The organism is Paenibacillus sp. JT22N12, assembly GCF_056269365.1.
This window is the reverse complement of record NZ_JBWDNU010000006.1, coordinates 47,319-65,030: the sequence shown is the minus strand read 5'-3', so window position 1 is coordinate 65,030 and position 17,712 is coordinate 47,319. Positions and strand designations below refer to the sequence as shown.

The following is a 17,712-nucleotide window of genomic DNA, read 5'->3' as shown; positions in this document are numbered from 1 at the left end:
GTTGATTTTGTTTTTATCAAGTAACTTACTCCATCGAGAACGATCATTCTCCATGGGGTAAAAAAAATAAATTTTGCTCTGAAGCGAATTTCTCACGGACACAACAATAACGATGTTTCAAATTTCCTGGTCCAAATTCAGCCGGCTATATTCTGCTCATTTAAGATCTCTCCTTTAAATCAATTTAATGTACCAACTATCGTTTTATATTGATTAGCGACTTTATTTCCTATCAATATAAGACAGACCGTTCATTTTTTTATTATAAGCACAGCATTGGGATTAGTCAACTCTAGAATGGAGAAATCATTTTTACCGAATTGGAAGGATGTTATCCTTGCTTATTTTGAGCAAAAAAAAGCAGCTGATCCTGCAGATGCAGGCTCAGTTGCTATTCAAACTACTCTTCATAGTCAAATGCAATATTGTTATTTTATGATCCGGCTCAAGCCGTGAACGTTACCCCCGTCATCTCCTCGCTGACCTGCCATAGCCTCTCCGCCAGGCCGGGATCGATCGCCCAGGGCAGTACGCCCGTCATCACCTGGCCCAGCCCTTGCAGAGCATCTTCCGATACAATCCCGGCAATATCGGCATCCATACAGAATACGCCGCCTTTTCCCTCCAGCTGAGCACTTGTTGCGCACCAGACGCTCGTCGCTGCTCCCTGTTCGGTGGTCTTTAAATTTCCTCCTGCTGCTCCCTTCTCCTCGTCCGACATATGCCGCACCAAATCGGTCAGAATTCTACCGGGATGGACGGAAAAGGCGCGGATGCCGTACGCCGCACCACGCCTGTCCAGCGCGACGGCAAACAATGCGTTGGCGGATTTGGACTGGCCGTAAGCCCTCCACTTGTCGTACTCCCGCCGCTCGAAGTTTATGTCGTCAAAATCAACGCCTCCGAAGCGGATTCCAGTTGATGAGAGCGAGATAACCCGCGCGCTTCCAGCCCGCTTCAATGCAGGCCACAGCCTCGCCGTAAGCTGGAAGTGTCCCAGATGATTGGTGGCGAATTGGGACTCGTAGCCGCGTGCGTCGCGTACCAGCGGGGCAGCCATTATTCCGGCATTATTGATGAGGATATGCAGCGGCCGTCCCGAGTCCAGAAAGCGCTGCGCAAAAGCATCGATGGAAGCGGGATCGAAAAGATCCAACTCCTCCAGCTCCACATGCGAGATACCCGCAACCGCAGCGCGGGCTTTCTCCAGCGTACGCGCAGGCACAATCACCGTTGCGCCTGCTTCGGCCAGAACGCGGGTGGTTTCAAGGCCGACACCGGAATATCCGCCGGTGACGATGGCGATCTTGCCCGCCAAATCGCGTCCGCCCAGCGCTTCCCGTGCTGTTGTTTGCGGACCGAGGCCGGATGGGATTGGAGCCTGGGGCGTGATTGTATAGCTGTTACCTGTTTGCATATTAATCTCCTCCTGGTTTTGAACTCTTCAACAGGTCCTATATTAGGCGGTCCGGATTGTCATTTATTATTCCCGAAGCAGCATGCATTTCAGCCATCAGCGAGCTCAATTTGGGGCTGCAGCCCAAGCCATCTCATTGCTTATTGACAATCGGCCGCCAAGCCTTTTCCTGTTCCATCGCATCATATCGGATGGAGTTCACTCCATGTCAAGTGATTTTCATCCAGCCTTATATGGAAATGTCACGGTGAAATGCTCTTTTTCCCATATAGACGGACGACGAAATCATGAAACTGGCGTGCCGCCTGTGACAGATAGCGCTGTTCAAGCCAGGTCAAATGGAGGGTCCATTGGCATACAGGCTCTGTGATGTCCAGCAAATGAAGCGAAGAATACTCTTTTCTTGCCGCCGCCGGCAGAAAAGCGATTCCCAAACCCGCCCGGACCAAGCCATCTATCGCCGCTGGCTCGTCTCCTTCGCACACAATATTTGGGACAAAACCTGCTTTCCGGCAGCATTCATCGGTTATATCGCGGAAGCTGTATCCGGTTTTTAGACTGACGAAAGATTCGTGGGCCACCTCGTGAAGGCTTATGCTTCGCCGTCCTGCAAGATGATGTGAAGCCGGTACAGCCAGCAGAATGTCTTCCGTAAACAGAGGCAAACAGCTTACCTCCGGCTGCTCAAAGGGCTGATAAGAGAAACAAAAGTCGATTTCACCGCTGAGCAGCCGGATTTTCGATTCCTCTGTAGGAACCTGGATTACGCGAAAGCTGACATCGGGATGCTTGGAAAGAAAAGCGCCCAACAGCTTGGAGAAACGGTTTAAAGTTGTCACCGCCAGAGATACGCGCCCATGCTCCAGCCCCGACATATCCGCGAGCTCGCGCCGTCCTTCCTCCAGAGCTTTCAGAGCCGTCTCCGCTTTGATGAGAAAAGCTCTTCCATAGGCATTGAGCCGGATCTGCCGTCCCAAGCGGTCAAATAAGGGCACTCCCAAATCGTTCTCCAAGCGTGCAATTGTCATGCTTAGGGCCGGTTGGGCAATTTGAAGCTCGCGTGCGGCCTTCGTCATATGCTCCAGCTGCGCTACTTTTTGAAAATATTGGAGCTGCAATAAATCCAACGGAATTTCCACCTCAATCCATAACTATAAAGTGATTAATTTATAATTAAATATATATTTTTATTTATGAGTATTCAATCTTACAATAACAGTGTGCCGGTTGGAATGAAAGAAGGCTCCATAAGACGATCACATAAAAGGAGGCAATATATAATGACATTGGCTGCGAGCACAGTGGCTGCACCAATAGGGTCTGACCATCAGCGAGTAATGAAACGGGTCACATGGGTCGTTGCACTTGGCGTTTTGCTTAACCCGCTGAACTCATCCATGATCTCCGTCGCGCTTCTGAATATCGGCTCCAGCTTCGGGGTCGGCATAACGACCGTAACCTGGTTGATTTCGAGTTTCTACCTTGCGGCGACGGTAGGCCAGCCCTTGATGGGCAAGCTTGCGGATCTGTTCGGTCCACGCCGCGTTTTCAGCACCGGAATGGCGCTGGTTATCATCAGCAGTCTTCTCTCTGCCTGGGCGCCGTCTTTCGGTTGGCTGCTGGCACTCAGGATCCTGCAGGCTTTCGGAAGCACATGCGCATTTCCTGCCGGTCTGTCGATCATTCGCTCCGTTTCCCGTACGGCAGATCGTGATGACGGTAAAAGCTCAACCGCGGCCCTCGGACTAATTTCCATTACCGCCAACGTAATGGCGGCTTTCGGGCCTACTTTGGGAGGTCTCCTGGTTGCTCATGCGGGATGGCAATCCATCTTCTGGATCAATGTACCGGTTGCGGTTCTGGTGCTTATCCTGGTATTCAGATGGATCCCTGCGGACAAGCAGAAACAGCCTTCGGAAGAGCAGAAAGGCGTTCTGCACATGATCGATCTTCCGGGAATCGTCCTGTTCAGCGGCATGTTCGCAAGCCTAATGTTCTTCCTGGTCACGCTTGGCAAAGGTACCCAGTGGTGGCTGCTGATCATCGTTCCGGTTACCGGGGCTCTCCTGATCCTGCGGGAGCTGCGTACGGATAAGCCATTTCTGGATGTCAGGATGCTGGCTTCGAATATCCGGCTTACTTCCGTATTTGCCCAGTATGCCGGTCTGAACATCGTGTTCTATTCGCTCTTCTTTGGCTTGCCGTTATGGCTGGGCCAAGTTAGAGGCTACGATCCGCAGACCGCCGGATTACTGATGCTTCCTTTCGCAGGTATCGGCGTATTGACGACCCCGCTCGCCGTCCGGATGATTCGCCGTTCAAGCTACCGGCAGCCCGTCATCATCGGAAGTATCGTGCTTGTAGCGGGTACCCTCCTGCTGCTTGTGCTTGGGCCTCATACTTCTGTTCCGATCATTCTGCTGGTCGCTGCAGTCATCGGCATCTCAAATGGAATGAACAATATGGGGCTTTCAACAGCCTTGTACAGCCATACGAAACCGGCAGAAACCGGCGTTGCATCCGGCTTGTTCCAAACGTTCCGTTCCGTAGGCAGCATCTTTTCCACCAGCTTGCTGGGGCTTATATTCGGCGGCTCGGTGACGACTTCAGGTTTACACATCATTGCTGTGGTGACGGCAGTGATCAGTGCCGGGCTCCTCGCGGTCGGTTGTTCCCGAAGGTTAACTTGACGCCCGAAACAGAAGGAACGATTTCAAATTTTAGTAAGCTGCACTTTCGGAAAACAGCAAAAAACGGCTCTCTTCGCATGGTTGGCGAAGAGCCGTTTTTGCTGTCAGATGATCCCTAACGAAAGTTTTTTCATGAGCGAAGCACAGGAGCTTTGCCGCAGGAGCGAATAACTGAAAGAAAAGCTGGAGATTTTATAGATGAAATCAAAATCAGGATACTCCGGCGGCTCTGCAACCCGCCCCCTATACGGCAAAAGCCTGTTGAGCGTTCTCAACAGGCTTTTGCGCAATGATGCGGTTATCATGGCTATGTTCATGCAATCGTTATGGCCGCGTACATTCAGATCGTGAATTTCACGCCGGTCATCTCTTCGCTAAGACGCCACAGCCGATCTGCCAAGCCGGGATCGATTGCCCATTGTACGACACCAGGCCCCATCGGAGCGTCAGCGGGGACAACCACGGAGATATCGGCATCCTCGCAGTAAACGCCGCCCTTGCCGTCCAGCTGCGTATTCGCCGCACACCATACACTTGTCGCCGCTCCCTGCTCCGTGGTCTTGAATACGTACAGCGGCTCAGCGGGAGGATTGCCTTCCTCGTCAAGCCCACCGGAGGCGCTCAGCTCCTCTTCCGACATATAACGCACCAATCCGCTCATGACCGCGCCAGGGTGAACGGCGAAGGCGCGGACGCCATGCTCCCGGCCCCGCCTGTCCAATGCGATTGCAAACAACGAGTTGGCAGATTTGGACTGTCCGTAGGCCTGGTATTTGTCATATGCCCTGCGTTCGAAGTTGGGATCGTCAAAATCTACGCTTCCGTAACGGATTCCAACGGAAGAAAGCGAGACGACCCGCGCGCTTCCCGACTTGGCCAAAGCCGGCCAGAGCCGCGCCGTCAACTGGAAGTGTCCCAGATGATTGGTGGCGAATTGGGTATCGTACCCACGCGCATCGTGCACCTGCGGCGGTCCCATAATGCCGGCATTATTGATCAGGATGTCCAGCGCCCGTCCAGAATCCAGAAACCGCTGCGCGAAGGCGTCGATGGAAGCGGGAGCGATTAGATCCAGCTCCTCCAGCTCCACTCTCGGGATACCCGATAATGAAGCACGGGCTTTCTCTGGCGTGCGGGCGGGGACAATGACCGTCGCGCCTGCTTCTGCCAACGCGCGGGTTGTCTCAAGACCGATGCCGGAATACCCGCCGGTTACGATGGCGGTTTTGCCTGTCAAATCACGTCCGCCAAGCGCCTCGCGTGCTGTCGTTTGCGGCCCGAAGCCCGATGGAATCGGTGCCTGAGGTGTAATTGTATCTATGTTGTCCGTATGCATATTCAATCTCCTCCTAATTTCAATGCTTAATCTGGTACGAAAAAGTGGTTTAGCTGCGTTCATTATTCCCGAAGCAGCGTATATTTCAGTCATTGGCGACTCGATTTTTATTTTTTTCTCCTACAATTAGGCTGCAGCACAGAAACGATCGAGACTGGTCATGCCGTATTCCCATCCCTTGCCCTCCTCTCTGCCTATTGCCTATTCGGCTAAGCAACTGAAGCTTATTGCATGGAGTATACTCCATGTCAAGCGATTTTCTTTTTCTTTTTTGAAAATAGTGCTGCCGCCTTAAAATGCTCCCTCCCGGGAGCAGGAATAGGCTACGGACGAAAAAAATACCCGGATCCTGTCGATCCGGGCCATTCTCCTATTTATTTATTTTTAAGAAGCAGCTGCCGGCAAGCTGTGAAGTATTCAGAACTTCAGTCATGCCTCCGTCCGCCGCTAATGTAAAATCACTTTGTCGCAAGTCCGCTTCGTGGTCAATAGATTGTGATAACTTCCCGTTCAGGGCAAAGGGGATGCTTCGCCTGTCAATGCTGCAGATGAAGTGCTTGTGCCACCTGCACCCTTCCGGAGAAAAAGGTCGCGCCATTGCCCATATCGGCAACGCGGTCCGGCGTCAGCGCGTTGACGAGCGCCTTGCCGCCTGCGGCATCGGACCACAGTCCCTGACTGACGACGACTCCAGGCAGAACATCGCTGCCAACCGCCGCCGCAAGCTCACAGCTTCCCCGTCCATTCCATACCCGTACCGTGTCTCCGTCCCGGATACCGCGTGCTTCGGCATCCAGGATATTCATATAAAGCCGCGGCGCTTTTTCCATCCGTATATGCTTGTCGTTCCCGGCGAATGTCGAGTTGAGAAAATTGTGATTGGCCGTCGGTATGAACAGCAGTGGATGCGGACCGTCGTCAACCAGCGGAACGTAGGTCGGCAGAGCCGGATACCCGCTGCGCTGCATCGCTTTGGAATACAGCTCGATGCGGCCGCTCGGTGTATGCAGTTTGTCCTGGAGGACCGGCTTCACGTCGGCCTTGGCGAACTGGCTGGCCGTCAGGCCTTCCAACGTAATTCCCCGCAGGCGGGAATTGCCCGGAGCGTCCAGCGCCTGTTCGATCATCTCCTCCTCCGTATCGCGCAGCGGCTGCTCGTCGAAGCCCATCGCCTGCGCCAGCAGCCTGAATACCTCGACATTGGACTTGCTTTCCCCGCATGGCTCGATGACCGGCTGCTGCAGCTGCACATAGTGATGCCAATACGATGTATAAAGATCGGTATTTTCGAATGACGAGGTCGCAGGCAGCACGATATCGGCGAACTTCGCCGTCTCGGTCAGAAACAGATCGTGAACCACAGTAAACAAATCCTCGCGCGCCAGCCCTTCCCTTACTTTATTCGCTTCGGGGGCGACAATCGCCGGATTGGAGTTGTACACGTAGAGCGAGCGGATCGGCCGGTCCGGCTCCAGCAGGGCGCTGCCCAGCAGATTCATATTGATTCGCCGGGTGTTCTTGCGGCTCAGACCGGGACGCTCCAGGGCGGATTTGTTCAGGCTCAGATAACCGCCGTTGCCTTTTATCGCGCCGCCGCCCTTGACCAGCCACTGCCCCGTGAGCGCAGGCAGACAGGCGATCGCGCGGGTGGTCATGCCCCCGTTATCGTGATGCTGCGGTCCGTTTCCGATCCGGATAAACGACGGTGTCGTGCTGCCGTACAACCGGGCAAGCTTATAAATGTCATCCACAGGCACGCCAGTAATGGCGGATACGACGTCCGGCGGATACTGACGGACATGCTCGCGCAGCTCCTCATGTCCGACCGTATACTGTTGAAGAAAATTCTCGTCCGTCAGCCCCTCCGCAAACAAAATTAACATAATTCCAAGCGCCAGCGCCGCATCCGTGCCGGGCATAACGGGAATGAACCAGTCCGCCCACTTCGCCGTCCGGTTCCGGTGAACATCGATAACGACGATTTGCGCCCCCTGCTTGCGCGCCTTCTCGGCGATCGTAACCTGATGCATATTCGTGCTGACCGCGTTGATGCCCCACATGATATGAAGTTTGGCATGAACCGTTTCCTCCGGATCCGTGCCGTAGCTGCCGCCCATCGTGTAGCGGTAGCCCTCTGAGCCAGCCGCTTCGCATATGGAATAAATGAGCCGGCTGGCTCCCAGGCGGTTGAAGAACCTCCGCCCCATTCCTTCGGTGCCTATTCTGCCCATATTACCGTAGAAGCTGTAAGGCAGAATCGACTCTGCTCCCTCCCCGGAAGCCGCAAGTGTCTTCCACCGGGAGGCGATGGTCTCCAGAGCCTCCTCCCAGCTGATGCGCCGGAACTGCCCGGAGCCCTTGGGTCCCGTCCGCAGCAGCGGATACTGCAGGCGGTTCGGATCGTAGATCCGCTCCGTCATATTGCGCACTTTGTTGCAAATGGCCCCTTGTGTTACGGGATGGGACGGGTCACCGTCTATTTTTACGATTCTCCCGGACTCCTTGCGGACCAGCAGGCCGCATTGATCCGGGCAATCAAGCGGACATACGGAAGGGAAAATCCCGTTCGGTTGATCAATAAACGAAGAATTCATAGCGATGACTGCTCCTTTCGGCGAGGCGGGAGATTGATGTTTTATCGTTTAATGATAGCACAAACGGGAAGAAATGCCTGCTGCATAATGATTCGCGGGATCAATTCACGCTTTCTCGTCGGCAGTCGCCGTTCAAAGCAAGCTGCTCTTCGTAAGTTTAAAAGGGTTTGAACACCATCAGCAGAATCGAGATGAAAACGGCCAGATTCGCAATTCCTTCCAACCAGGCGGAGCGCCTGCGGCTCCGCCGGTACTCGTCCGGCAGCGCCTCTCCTTGCGTCTGCTGCAGCAGCGCAAGCTGCTCTTTGATGCCGGATGGAAGCAGGATGGCCAGAATGACCAGAATGACGAAGAAGATGGCTATCGAGACCACATACCACATCTGGTGGAACAGATAGGTTTGCAGGAAGCCGAGTGCCAGACCGGTCAGAAGCAGCAGTGTCCCGCCGGCTTTCGGGAGGATCGCCATCTTCTCCAGCAGCGCCAATCCGAACCTAGCCTGCCCTGCCGTGCGGACGCTGCTCATGATTAATGGATAACCGATAACGGCGCAGATAGCTGTCACGGCTGAGATAATATGGATGAACAACAGATAAGTATACATGGGAATGCCTCCTAATGTGATGGTGTGTCCTGTCATTCCTTACGATAGGGGCTGCCCAGTACGCCGGTCATACCCAAGTTTCCCGGCAAGAACGGCTGCCTGCTGAAGCATGGCTTCCCGCAAGGACGCTGCGCACCGCGGCGTTGAAGCTGAAAGGATTTGGATGAGCGCTTACGATTAATGTGCTCAAGGATTAACCACCTTAATAATTTTTTATCGTCGTTCAATTATCTAACTATGTTATTTTTTTTGCGAAAAGAAAAGGGTAGCTACCCCCATGCCTTGATATATAACTCCACCATTCGATCGACCAGCACCTCGGCGCGTTCCTTCCCGCCTTTCATGCGGCCCTGGATCGTCAGTGAAATCATGCCATGCAAATTGCTCCAAAATAAATCGACTTCACCGTCGAGATCATTCGTCTCGATGTTCAAACAGTCAGTAATGGCATCGCGCAGCAGAAAGAATACCCGAACAGGTTCTTCGGGAGTTTCCCGGGTCCCAAACGAAACGCCTCCAAGGCCGTGCATGATTTCGTATAATTCGCGTTCCCGGAAAGCAAAAGCCCAGTACGCTTTGGCAATGGCGTACAGTGTTTGCTGCGGCGTTTCCTTGTTCGCCTCTTTAGCCTTCGCCAGATCGAGATAGAGCAAGTGAAATCCTTCCTTCAGCAGCTGAAAAAGCAGCGCATCCTTGTTCTCGAAATACTCATAAATAGTCGGCGGACTGTATTCGATCCGCTCCGCTACCTTGCGGATCGTTATGCCCCGCCATCCTTCTTCGGAAGCGATCTCCCTCGTCGCAAAAATAATTCGCTGCCGAAGCTCCTGCTTATGCCGCTCACGGCGACTCAAATGGGTTCAGCCTCCTTTCAATTTTTAATCTCATTCGGAAATATAACACCGTTAGATTTTCGTGTCAATGGGTTGTATTAGATTTCTGTTTTGGAATTGAAATTTTAATAACGGATATCCGTACTGCAGCCGCGGCCATGGCGACTGACAACAGACATACCGCAAGAAAATGAAACAGGCTGTTCGCAATGAACAAATCCTCAAGATTATCAGCTTGTAACGCTGCATGTACAAACACGATCGCGTAAGGATGCAAAATATAAACCCACACCCGCCACTCCCGGAAGGCTTTGCCTGATTTCCCCTTCCATTCCCGCGCCCATTGAAATAAAAAATAAGCGGCTGGCAGAGCAAAAATATACATACCCTCCTGCCTGGGAATTCCCGCTGAATTCAGGAGGATTCCCTCGGCGAGCATAAATCCGAGCGATACCATAAACAAGCCGGCATTCTTCATTGTGCTTCCCGCCGGCTGTGGCCTCCTGGCTGCCCAAGCACCCAATACAAGATAAACAGGTGCATAAAACAGCCCGTTACGCGTATTGTCAAACAAAGTGAACATTCCATCATAGACTTGCGAAATCCCTTTATTGTCCGCAATAAGTCCGTAATAGCTCCCGCCAAGCAGCCCGAGGACATACAACAAGCCAGCCGCTGCAAGCAGCGCATTCATCGACATTCTCTTATACATGAAAAAGGTCATATATAACCCGACAAGCAAAGCCGGCAAATACCACAAATGATAAAAGGTGCCTTCAAATATAATGTCCCTGATGAAGGAATACACAGTAAAATGAACGGTGAAATAACCTGTATATATGTTTAACGGAATATACAACAATATGGCAATCGCATATAGTATTCCAATTTTTTTCGAATAGCGAAACAGCTTTTTTTTATCCGCTGCGGGGTCGCCGGTCAGCTTGCGGAAGAAAAAGAATCCTGAGGTTATGAAAAACACGGGAACGGCTATACGTGTAAGGACACCGCTTAGCAGAAAATCGGCATAGGGACTGTAGGTTTGCAGCGGGCCGGTATGATTGGCAACAACCAATATAGCAGCCAGAAATTTCAACCAATCCAGTCCGCTGAAATCCGGTTTGGAATTCATGGGTTCGTCCTCCTTATCCCTTATTCATCTATTGTTAGGATGTGGAATTGCATAGAGCGCTATTCCGTTTCCCTTGCCATGGACTGCAGTTTTTTCTTTGCACGATGCAGCTGCGACTTCACTGCGCTAACGGAAGTATTCTGATATGAAGCAAGCTGTTCATAGGTCATTCCATATTCATAGATAAGCAGTAGCGCATTCTGATGCTTTGGCTGCAAGGAGCAAAGCAGTTGGCGGTCAATCTTCATCTCGATGGAGCGCTCCATCTCGTCTGCGACAGCCCCGGCTAATAATTCAATATGTTCGTTGAAAATTTCCTGCCTTCTAAGTCTCTTTCGGTATAAGTCGATCGCTGTATTTCTGGAAATAACCTTTAGCCAGGCATCCTTTTTTGCTTTATCTTTGAAGGTATTGAAACGGCGGAAAACCTTGACGAAGGTTTCCTGAACCACATCTTGTGCCAAAAAGTGGTCTCTTATTACCGAAAAGGCTGAATAATATACTTGTTTATAGTACGTTTCATATAAGGTATTGAAAGTCTCGTCCACTGTCCTGTCCTTCATTATGGCATCCTCCTATCCCTTCTTCCCCTTTAGAATAAGGAAAACTGTTTAAATCGAATTGGGGTTTAAAATTAAATTTTTATAAAACTTTGCATCATGAGACGGCTTCTATGAATTGTCCGTCATCATGCTGAATGGAAAAAAGCAGCGCACGGGGTGGCTGCTTCTTGCTTCAATAATTGCTATTCGTTCAGATAGGTTGTTATCCGGTTCTGGATCAGCTTCGCCACTTCCTCCGCGGACTTCTGCCCGCCGAAGAAGGTCAGGCCCTCCTCTGAGACAATGGAAACCACTTTACCGTCAAGTACCGCGAAGTTATCCGCTGTATCTATGAGCTGCTTGAACTGGGTAAATTCTTCGTCCGATACCTGGACTGCTTTCCCGTCTGCCAGCTTGTATGTTCCGCTTTTGACTTGCTGCTGAATATCGTTTAATGTTTTCTCGTTAACCGATTTAAGAAGTGAAATTCCTTCCCGATCCTGCAGGGATTGCCCTTCTGCGGATAGCAGGAAGGCGATGAGCTTCCAGGCCTCCTCCTGGACCTGAGATTTGGCTTGTATCGCGAACTGGGACATGGGGATAATTCTCATACCGCCTGATTGACCTTGGGCATGCGGCTTTTGCAGCAGCTTCGGACTTGAGAACAAGGCATGCGGACCATTGATCAAATCAGCGGGCGACTGCACGACAGTCGAGAAGAACATTTGCTTGCCGACTTCCGCCGGGCCCGCAGTCATGATTTTGTCATCGTACATTTTTTTTATTTGCTGCATCGTGTCCAGGAACACAGGAGTATCGAACATGGCCTTTTTCGCCGCGCTGTCAACGAATTCCGAGTAATGATCCACAACCATTTCTTGAAGGAGGACATCCGGCGGATAATCCGCGATCGCATAGCGGTTCGCGTTGCCGTTCTCCTGCTCCTTTTGAATAATCTGCTTCGCAATCTCTGTAAATTCATCCCAAGTCCAGTTCTTATCGTCGATATTCGCGTTCTCCAGAACGCTCCCGTCGCCTACGAACGCCCGGAGGGAAAAACCCGAAGGGATGGCATATGTACCGCCATTCATCTTGATTGCATTCAAGATATTCATCTCCAAATCGCTCTTGTCAAGCGTCTTGTCTTGTTCCATGAGATCATCCATGTTCAGAAAGAGCTGTTTGCTCACGTACTCCTCGAAAGGCAGCCTGCTTATTTCGTAAATATCCGCGCCTTTTCCCGAAAGCAGCTCTGTATTCATCGTTTTTTGGTATTTTTCATAATTGGCCGAGTCCACTTGCTCGCCTGCCTGCAGATAAGCCTTAATTTGCAAATCGATGTCCGGGTACTTCTCCTCAAACTTTTTCTCTAACGTCTCATAAAAGGGACTCGCCTGCTGGATAGACAACGTGACGACGGTTTTACCTTCTTTAGTCGCCGTCTTCTCATTGCCTGCTGTTTCCCCGCTGTCTCCGGAACTGCACGCGGTCGTTGTTATCGTCAATAGAATAAGTATGATGCACATCCACTTTCTCATTGTATGAATACCTCCTGTAATATGCTGCTTCACGCTTGACTACTGCAGACGGACACGGTTTCCGTCCTGCAGGGGCTCGCTGCTTTCCAGAATAATCCGGTCATCCTCATAGAGATTATCCGACTGAATCATCGTTTCCTTGCCATTCGTTTCACTGGACTGAATCTGGACCTTGCGGGCAACGAATACATTGCCCAGTGCGCCCCGCTGCTCTTCAATCTTATAAACAAAACTGCCGTCGCCTTCCCGATGAACAGCTTCATTGGAAACGACAAGTCCATGTTGACGGGAGGGCTTCCCGATTTTGATCTGCGCCTCTTCACCCCCTTTCAGCTTGGCATCAACGATCTTCACATGAAGAAGCTTCCGGGGGATCGTTAAGCTCTTGTCCGCTTCGGTACCGGATGAGTCCGCGGCCAGCGGCTCTGCATTTTTTATTTCCTCAATAACGCCGTCGATCATTCGGCTCTGCTGTTCCTGTAGGGAATGCACCTCGACCTCTATCTTCTCTCCTGCCGTAATCCCCAGGCTGGTCAATAACGATGAATCCGCAGAAATATCCAATTGGTAGCCCTTGCTGTTGTTCGAGACAAGAATATCCGGTCCTGCCGTTGATGTTAATCCTTCTATGGCATTCAACTGCGTTATAATTCCGTCGAATGGAGCGGTGAGTTCCTGCTGGCTTTCCAGATTCTCTCTAAGTGCGTTAATTTTGCGTTCCTGTGCCGCCAAATCCAGCTTAAGCGTTTCAATCTCGCGTCCGGCACTCCGGATCTTCACCGGGTCCCCGTCCTTGGCTGTTAAGATGAACTGATCCTGAACATTTTGCAGCCCAATTTTCTGCTTGTTTAAATTGGTTATTTCATCTTCCAATTCCCTTTCGGCAGATTTGCTGTCATAAGTAATTAGCTGCTGGCCTTTCTTCACATGATCGCCTGGTTTGACGAGAATCTCTTGGACCTTCCAGCCAGCGGGATTCAAGAGCCCGGCTTCAGCGAGCGGCCGCAGAATGCCGCTGCCTTCGTGCGTAAATGCAATACTTCCGCTGACCGGCTTCTCCGTTCTCACTTTCGGCAGAGTCAGCGATTGCAGCGTATTGCTGAAAAATGTAAAAAACATCAGCAGACCCAAAAGAGCAATGGATATGACTTGAATCATCCGTTTGCGTCTGCGATCAGCCGTTTCTTTCTCCAGCTCCATTTCCCGTCTCCTTCCTGAAAGTTTTGCGTGAGGCAAAACGAGCATCGTAAACATTCAAATCAGTTTTGTGTGAGGCAAAACTATCCTTTGATGCCGGACAATTGAATGCCCTCAATAAAATAGCTTTCCGCATACAGAAACAACAGCATCATCGGAGCCATATAGAGCACAGATGCGGCAAAAGCAATCCCCGGCTCGCCATTGAGCCTGGATAAATAGACGGAAAGCGGCTGCTTGAACGGATCGTCCAGAAATATAAGCGGCTGCTCCACCATATTCCAATAATCGACGAACAAGAGGACCACAAGCGCGGCAAGACCCGGTTTGACCATGGGGACGATAACCGTCCGGAATATCCGCAAATGGCCGGCACCGTCCATCTTGGCCGCTTCGATGTAGGCATACGGAATATGCAGCATGAACTGGCGAAGCATAAACACGCCGAAAGCGGCGAATATGCCAGGCAGGATTATGGCGTTTGAGCTGCCCAGCAATCCCAGCTTGTCAGCCATAATATAATTCGGCACAAGTGTCACCTGGAACGGCATGAGCATCGTCAACAGATAGATCAGAAACAGCGTATCGCGGCCGCGGAATTTCAGCTTGGAGAGCGCATAGGCGGCAAGGGCCGCCACAAGGGTCTGCCCCGCAATGATCGGCACCACCAGCCACACCGAATTCCAGAACATCGCCAGATATGTGGGGCTGCTTATGAGCACCTTGCCGTACTGCTCCAGAGACACTTGATCCGGCAGCAATTTTAAATTTACAAAGGGAATAGCTTTTCCGGCAGCCGTCTCATTCATCTGCCCGATTGATCCATAGTCAATTTCAATTTCCTGTCCGGTCATGAGCGAATTGGTGAACGTAATCACAATGGGAAACAATAACAGGAGCGCTATGGAACCCATGACGAGCGTTAACGCACTTTTCTGCAATACTTTTGCAGCTGGCAATCGGACTTTCCTCCCTTCTACTCCATGAACTGCCGGTACCGGCGCTCGATTGCGAACAGGACCATGACGATCAGCAGGATGCAGCCGACCATCAAGGTCGCCGCCGCAGTCAGCTTCTGAATGTCCAGTGACATGAACATGTTGTTCATATAGTGCTGAAGCATGTATATACTGTCCTGCGGGTAATCCCCGGCGATCAAATAAGTTTCCCGGAATACTTTGAACGAGTTCATGATTGACATGATAATCACAAAGAACATCGTGGATGTCAGATAGACAAGCGTGATACTGCCAAACTGCCTTATACGGCCTGCCCCTTCAATTTGGGCGGTTTCGTAATAATCCTTCGGAATCTGCTGCAGTCCCGCCAGGAATAAAATCACGTTATAGCCGATGTTTTTCCATAAATAAACGGCTATGACGACATTTCGGGCCGCATCGGTCTTCATCCAATCCACACGCTGAAAACCAAAATAGCTCAGCCAGGCGTTCAGGGAGCCGTTCCAGTCCAGCAGCATCTGCCAGACTAGAATGATCGAGGCGACCGGAACGACAAGCGGCAGCACATAGGCTGTCCGCAGCCATTTTCGCAGATATATATTTTGGTTGAGCAGCATCGCGAGCCCCAGCGACAGCGCAAGAATAAGCGGAACGCTGACCGCGCTAAAATAAAACGAATTGGATGCCGCCTTCCGGAAGGAATCGCTCGCCAGCAGCTCACGGTAATTGTCCAAACCCGCATAATGACCGTCTACCGTACTATCCATGAAAGAATAGAACACGCCCATGGCAAACGGAATCAGATAGAACAGCGCAAAGCCGATACCGCTCGGTGCGAGAAACAGCCATGCCGACATCGCATCCCTGCGAAGCCATCTCGCCATTTTGTTCATATTGAAATCATGCCAAAAACCCCACTTCATCATTTTCTTGTCCTCCTGCCCTTCATACGTTTAAGAATAGGGCAGACTGTTAAAGAAAGAAGTGGGGTAAAGTTTAAATTTTCATAAAATGGTTGGCATGGTAACTAATCGGTGATTTTAGTTGTTTTGTGCTGCGGCAAACGGACTTCGAAGCAGGTTCGGATTAAGCTGCTTTGAGCCGAAATGATGCCTTGATGCTGCGTGACGATATTCTTTGCAATGAACAAGCCAAGGCCTGTGCTTCCCTCATGGTGAGTCCGCGCTTCATCGCCGGTAAAAAACATATCGAAGATATGAGGCAGCTCTTGTGGAGGAATGGAATCCCCATAATTAGCCACTTGAACCACTACATCCTCTGCCTCAAGATTGCAATGAATATCGATAAATTGACCATCCTTTCCATAACGGATGGCATTGGTCAGAAGATTCTCGAATACGCGCGCGAGCAGCTCCCCATCCCCCGAAACAGTCAAATGCGGAGTCACATTCAGTCGGGTGGTGAGGTTATTTTTCTCAAAAACAGGATATAATTCCTCATTTAATTGAATGATAAGCTCGCTCAGATCGATTGGCTTCTTATCAATGACCAGCTTGCCGTAATTCATTCGGGTGATTTCAAATAATTCGTCGATCAATTTCTCCAAACGCTGGGACTTGTTAAAAGCAATGCTTGTATAGTGTTTCATTTGCTCGGAAGTCAATTGATCATCCTGAAGAATGAAATCCAGATAACCTAGAACGGATGTCAGCGGCGTACGCAAATCATGAGCCAAATTCAAGACCAGCTGCTCCTTGCTGTTTTCCGCAAAATCGCCTCTCTCCAAGGCTTGCTGCAATTTTTCGCTTGCCAGATTGATGTCCCGGGCTATATCCCCGAATTCATCTTTCGACGGAATATGGATACGATTGTTGAAGTCTCCGCTTGCAAGCAGATTAATTCCGCTTGATATTTCGTGAAAATAGGCTGCATAGCGTTTGGTAAGTAGAAAGAAAAAATATATGGAGAGCGGAATAAATACGATCAGAAAAAAGTTTATATCTCCCATCTCTCTCATGAAGTACCGGACTTTAGTCAAGGGATTCTCGATTTTGGTCGTATAATAATAGAGCTGGAGCGCTTTATAGAGCGCATAAGTAATCGCAGCGGAAAGGATCATGCTTAACCCGAACAACTGGATCATTTTAAACCGGAAGCTTCGGATCATGTTAGCCATTGAATGTATATCCCACCCCCCAAACGGTTTTGATCAGTTTGTTTTTGTGCGTGTCCTCGCCAAGCTTTTTGCGCAGGGTACGAATATGTACCATGACTGTATTGCTGCCCTCATAGTAGGTTTCGCCCCACACCTGTTCAAAGATATTTTCCGAGCTGTACACCTTCTTGGGGTAGCTGGCCAGCAGATGCAAAATATCAAACTCTTTGGGAGTCAGTTCGACAGGCTTGCCATAGAGGGATACAGTGCGTTCCTCGGGATTGATGGTCAGCCCGCCCAGCTCCAAAACAACTTTATTCGATTGTGCTGCGTGATTGAACTGCATGAACCGCCGGATCTGGGCATTCACACGGGCAACCAGTTCCATCGGATTGAACGGCTTGGTCACATAATCATCTGCTCCTCTTACCAGCCCCGCAATCTTATCAAGATCGCTCGCTTTGGCGCTTAAAAAAATAATAGGCAGATTGTGCTGCTCCCTAATTTGTCTCGTTACTTCATAACCATCCAGCTTAGGCATCATGATATCTAAAATAGCCAAATCAATGGAATGCGATTGAATCGCGGTAATCGCTTCCTGTCCGTCAAATACTTTAATGCAGCGGTAACCCTCTTTTTCCAAATGCAGCTCAATCAGATCGGCGATCTCCGGCTCATCATCAGCTATCAGTATTGTGATCGACTTCATTCTTTCCACCTCTGTAAACATTAGTATGGCTATTATTGTATCAGA

Annotated in this window: 15 protein-coding genes; 1 reads left to right on the top strand and 14 read right to left on the bottom strand. The window is 50.6% G+C overall.

From position 1 onward, the window contains the following. Positions 1 to 445: 445 nt before the first annotated feature. Positions 446 to 1,417, bottom strand: a complete 972-nt coding sequence (locus tag AC0YOA_RS21770) for an oxidoreductase (protein WP_475788392.1) — start codon at positions 1,415 to 1,417, stop codon at positions 446 to 448. Between the two features lie 242 nt (positions 1,418 to 1,659). Next, positions 1,660 to 2,544, bottom strand: a complete 885-nt coding sequence (locus AC0YOA_RS21765; RefSeq protein ID WP_475788391.1) for a LysR family transcriptional regulator — start codon at positions 2,542 to 2,544, stop codon at positions 1,660 to 1,662. Between the two features lie 153 nt (positions 2,545 to 2,697). Between AC0YOA_RS21765 and AC0YOA_RS21760 the strand changes: the two genes are divergently transcribed. Then, the gene (locus AC0YOA_RS21760) at positions 2,698 to 4,107 is read left to right on the top strand and encodes an MFS transporter (protein WP_475788390.1); all 1,410 of its coding nucleotides are present in this window, start codon (positions 2,698 to 2,700) and stop codon (positions 4,105 to 4,107) included. Positions 4,108 to 4,447: 340 nt separating this feature from the next. On the opposite strand, the gene AC0YOA_RS21755 is transcribed toward AC0YOA_RS21760, so the two are convergent. From AC0YOA_RS21755 to AC0YOA_RS21700, 12 genes are all read right to left on the bottom strand, one after another. Continuing rightward, positions 4,448 to 5,443, bottom strand: a complete 996-nt coding sequence (locus AC0YOA_RS21755; RefSeq protein ID WP_475788389.1) for an oxidoreductase — start codon at positions 5,441 to 5,443, stop codon at positions 4,448 to 4,450. Positions 5,444 to 5,979: 536 nt separating this feature from the next. Continuing rightward, entirely contained in the window at positions 5,980 to 8,037 is a 2,058-nt protein-coding gene (locus AC0YOA_RS21750; RefSeq protein WP_475788388.1) for a molybdopterin oxidoreductase family protein, read from the bottom strand. Between the two features lie 157 nt (positions 8,038 to 8,194). After that, positions 8,195 to 8,641, bottom strand: a complete 447-nt coding sequence (locus AC0YOA_RS21745) for a DUF2269 family protein (RefSeq protein WP_210040121.1) — start codon at positions 8,639 to 8,641, stop codon at positions 8,195 to 8,197. A 269-nt stretch (positions 8,642 to 8,910) separates the two neighbouring features. Continuing rightward, the gene (locus AC0YOA_RS21740) at positions 8,911 to 9,495 is read right to left on the bottom strand and encodes a TetR/AcrR family transcriptional regulator (RefSeq protein WP_475788387.1); all 585 of its coding nucleotides are present in this window, start codon (positions 9,493 to 9,495) and stop codon (positions 8,911 to 8,913) included. A gap of 64 nt (positions 9,496 to 9,559) precedes the next feature. Then, the gene (locus AC0YOA_RS21735) at positions 9,560 to 10,606 is read right to left on the bottom strand and encodes an acyltransferase family protein (RefSeq protein ID WP_475788386.1); all 1,047 of its coding nucleotides are present in this window, start codon (positions 10,604 to 10,606) and stop codon (positions 9,560 to 9,562) included. A 59-nt stretch (positions 10,607 to 10,665) separates the two neighbouring features. Continuing rightward, positions 10,666 to 11,169: an RNA polymerase sigma factor gene (locus AC0YOA_RS21730; RefSeq protein WP_475788385.1), complete on the bottom strand. Its 504-nt coding sequence runs from the start codon at positions 11,167 to 11,169 to the stop codon at positions 10,666 to 10,668. A 182-nt stretch (positions 11,170 to 11,351) separates the two neighbouring features. After that, positions 11,352 to 12,686 carry an ABC transporter substrate-binding protein gene (locus tag AC0YOA_RS21725; protein ID WP_475788384.1) on the bottom strand — a complete coding sequence of 445 codons (1,335 nt, stop codon included), beginning with the start codon at positions 12,684 to 12,686 and terminating at the stop codon, positions 11,352 to 11,354. Positions 12,687 to 12,725: 39 nt separating this feature from the next. Then, positions 12,726 to 13,886, bottom strand: coding sequence for an efflux RND transporter periplasmic adaptor subunit (locus AC0YOA_RS21720; RefSeq protein WP_475788383.1), 1,161 nt, complete (start codon positions 13,884 to 13,886; stop codon positions 12,726 to 12,728). 80 nt (positions 13,887 to 13,966) lie between these two features. Then, on the bottom strand, positions 13,967 to 14,797 hold the full coding sequence (locus AC0YOA_RS21715; protein WP_475788688.1) for a carbohydrate ABC transporter permease: 831 nt from the start codon (positions 14,795 to 14,797) through the stop codon (positions 13,967 to 13,969). A 62-nt stretch (positions 14,798 to 14,859) separates the two neighbouring features. Continuing rightward, the gene (locus AC0YOA_RS21710) at positions 14,860 to 15,726 is read right to left on the bottom strand and encodes a carbohydrate ABC transporter permease (protein ID WP_475788687.1); all 867 of its coding nucleotides are present in this window, start codon (positions 15,724 to 15,726) and stop codon (positions 14,860 to 14,862) included. A gap of 143 nt (positions 15,727 to 15,869) precedes the next feature. After that, the gene (locus tag AC0YOA_RS21705) at positions 15,870 to 16,979 is read right to left on the bottom strand and encodes a sensor histidine kinase (protein WP_475788382.1); all 1,110 of its coding nucleotides are present in this window, start codon (positions 16,977 to 16,979) and stop codon (positions 15,870 to 15,872) included. Then, positions 16,972 to 17,667 carry a response regulator transcription factor gene (locus AC0YOA_RS21700; protein ID WP_475788381.1) on the bottom strand — a complete coding sequence of 232 codons (696 nt, stop codon included), beginning with the start codon at positions 17,665 to 17,667 and terminating at the stop codon, positions 16,972 to 16,974. Before AC0YOA_RS21700 ends, AC0YOA_RS21705 begins: the two co-directional genes overlap by 8 nt. Between the last annotated feature and the right edge of the window lie 45 nt (positions 17,668 to 17,712).

What these genes read in the sequence shown, in the direction of transcription:
- AC0YOA_RS21770 (WP_475788392.1), bottom strand. Translation starts at nt 1,417, where the DNA reads ATGCAAACAGGTAACAGCTATACAATCACGCCCCAGGCTCCAATCCCA.
- AC0YOA_RS21760 (WP_475788390.1), top strand. Translation starts at nt 2,698, where the DNA reads ATGACATTGGCTGCGAGCACAGTGGCTGCACCAATAGGGTCTGACCAT.
- AC0YOA_RS21755 (WP_475788389.1), bottom strand. Translation starts at nt 5,443, where the DNA reads ATGCATACGGACAACATAGATACAATTACACCTCAGGCACCGATTCCA.
- AC0YOA_RS21750 (WP_475788388.1), bottom strand. Translation starts at nt 8,037, where the DNA reads ATGAATTCTTCGTTTATTGATCAACCGAACGGGATTTTCCCTTCCGTA.
- AC0YOA_RS21745 (WP_210040121.1), bottom strand. Translation starts at nt 8,641, where the DNA reads ATGTATACTTATCTGTTGTTCATCCATATTATCTCAGCCGTGACAGCT.
- AC0YOA_RS21735 (WP_475788386.1), bottom strand. Translation starts at nt 10,606, where the DNA reads ATGAATTCCAAACCGGATTTCAGCGGACTGGATTGGTTGAAATTTCTG.
- AC0YOA_RS21730 (WP_475788385.1), bottom strand. Translation starts at nt 11,169, where the DNA reads ATGAAGGACAGGACAGTGGACGAGACTTTCAATACCTTATATGAAACG.
- AC0YOA_RS21725 (WP_475788384.1), bottom strand. Translation starts at nt 12,686, where the DNA reads ATGAGAAAGTGGATGTGCATCATACTTATTCTATTGACGATAACAACG.
- AC0YOA_RS21720 (WP_475788383.1), bottom strand. Translation starts at nt 13,886, where the DNA reads ATGGAGCTGGAGAAAGAAACGGCTGATCGCAGACGCAAACGGATGATT.
- AC0YOA_RS21715 (WP_475788688.1), bottom strand. Translation starts at nt 14,797, where the DNA reads ATGGGTTCCATAGCGCTCCTGTTATTGTTTCCCATTGTGATTACGTTC.
- AC0YOA_RS21710 (WP_475788687.1), bottom strand. Translation starts at nt 15,726, where the DNA reads ATGGCGAGATGGCTTCGCAGGGATGCGATGTCGGCATGGCTGTTTCTC.
- AC0YOA_RS21705 (WP_475788382.1), bottom strand. Translation starts at nt 16,979, where the DNA reads ATGGCTAACATGATCCGAAGCTTCCGGTTTAAAATGATCCAGTTGTTC.
- AC0YOA_RS21700 (WP_475788381.1), bottom strand. Translation starts at nt 17,667, where the DNA reads ATGAAGTCGATCACAATACTGATAGCTGATGATGAGCCGGAGATCGCC.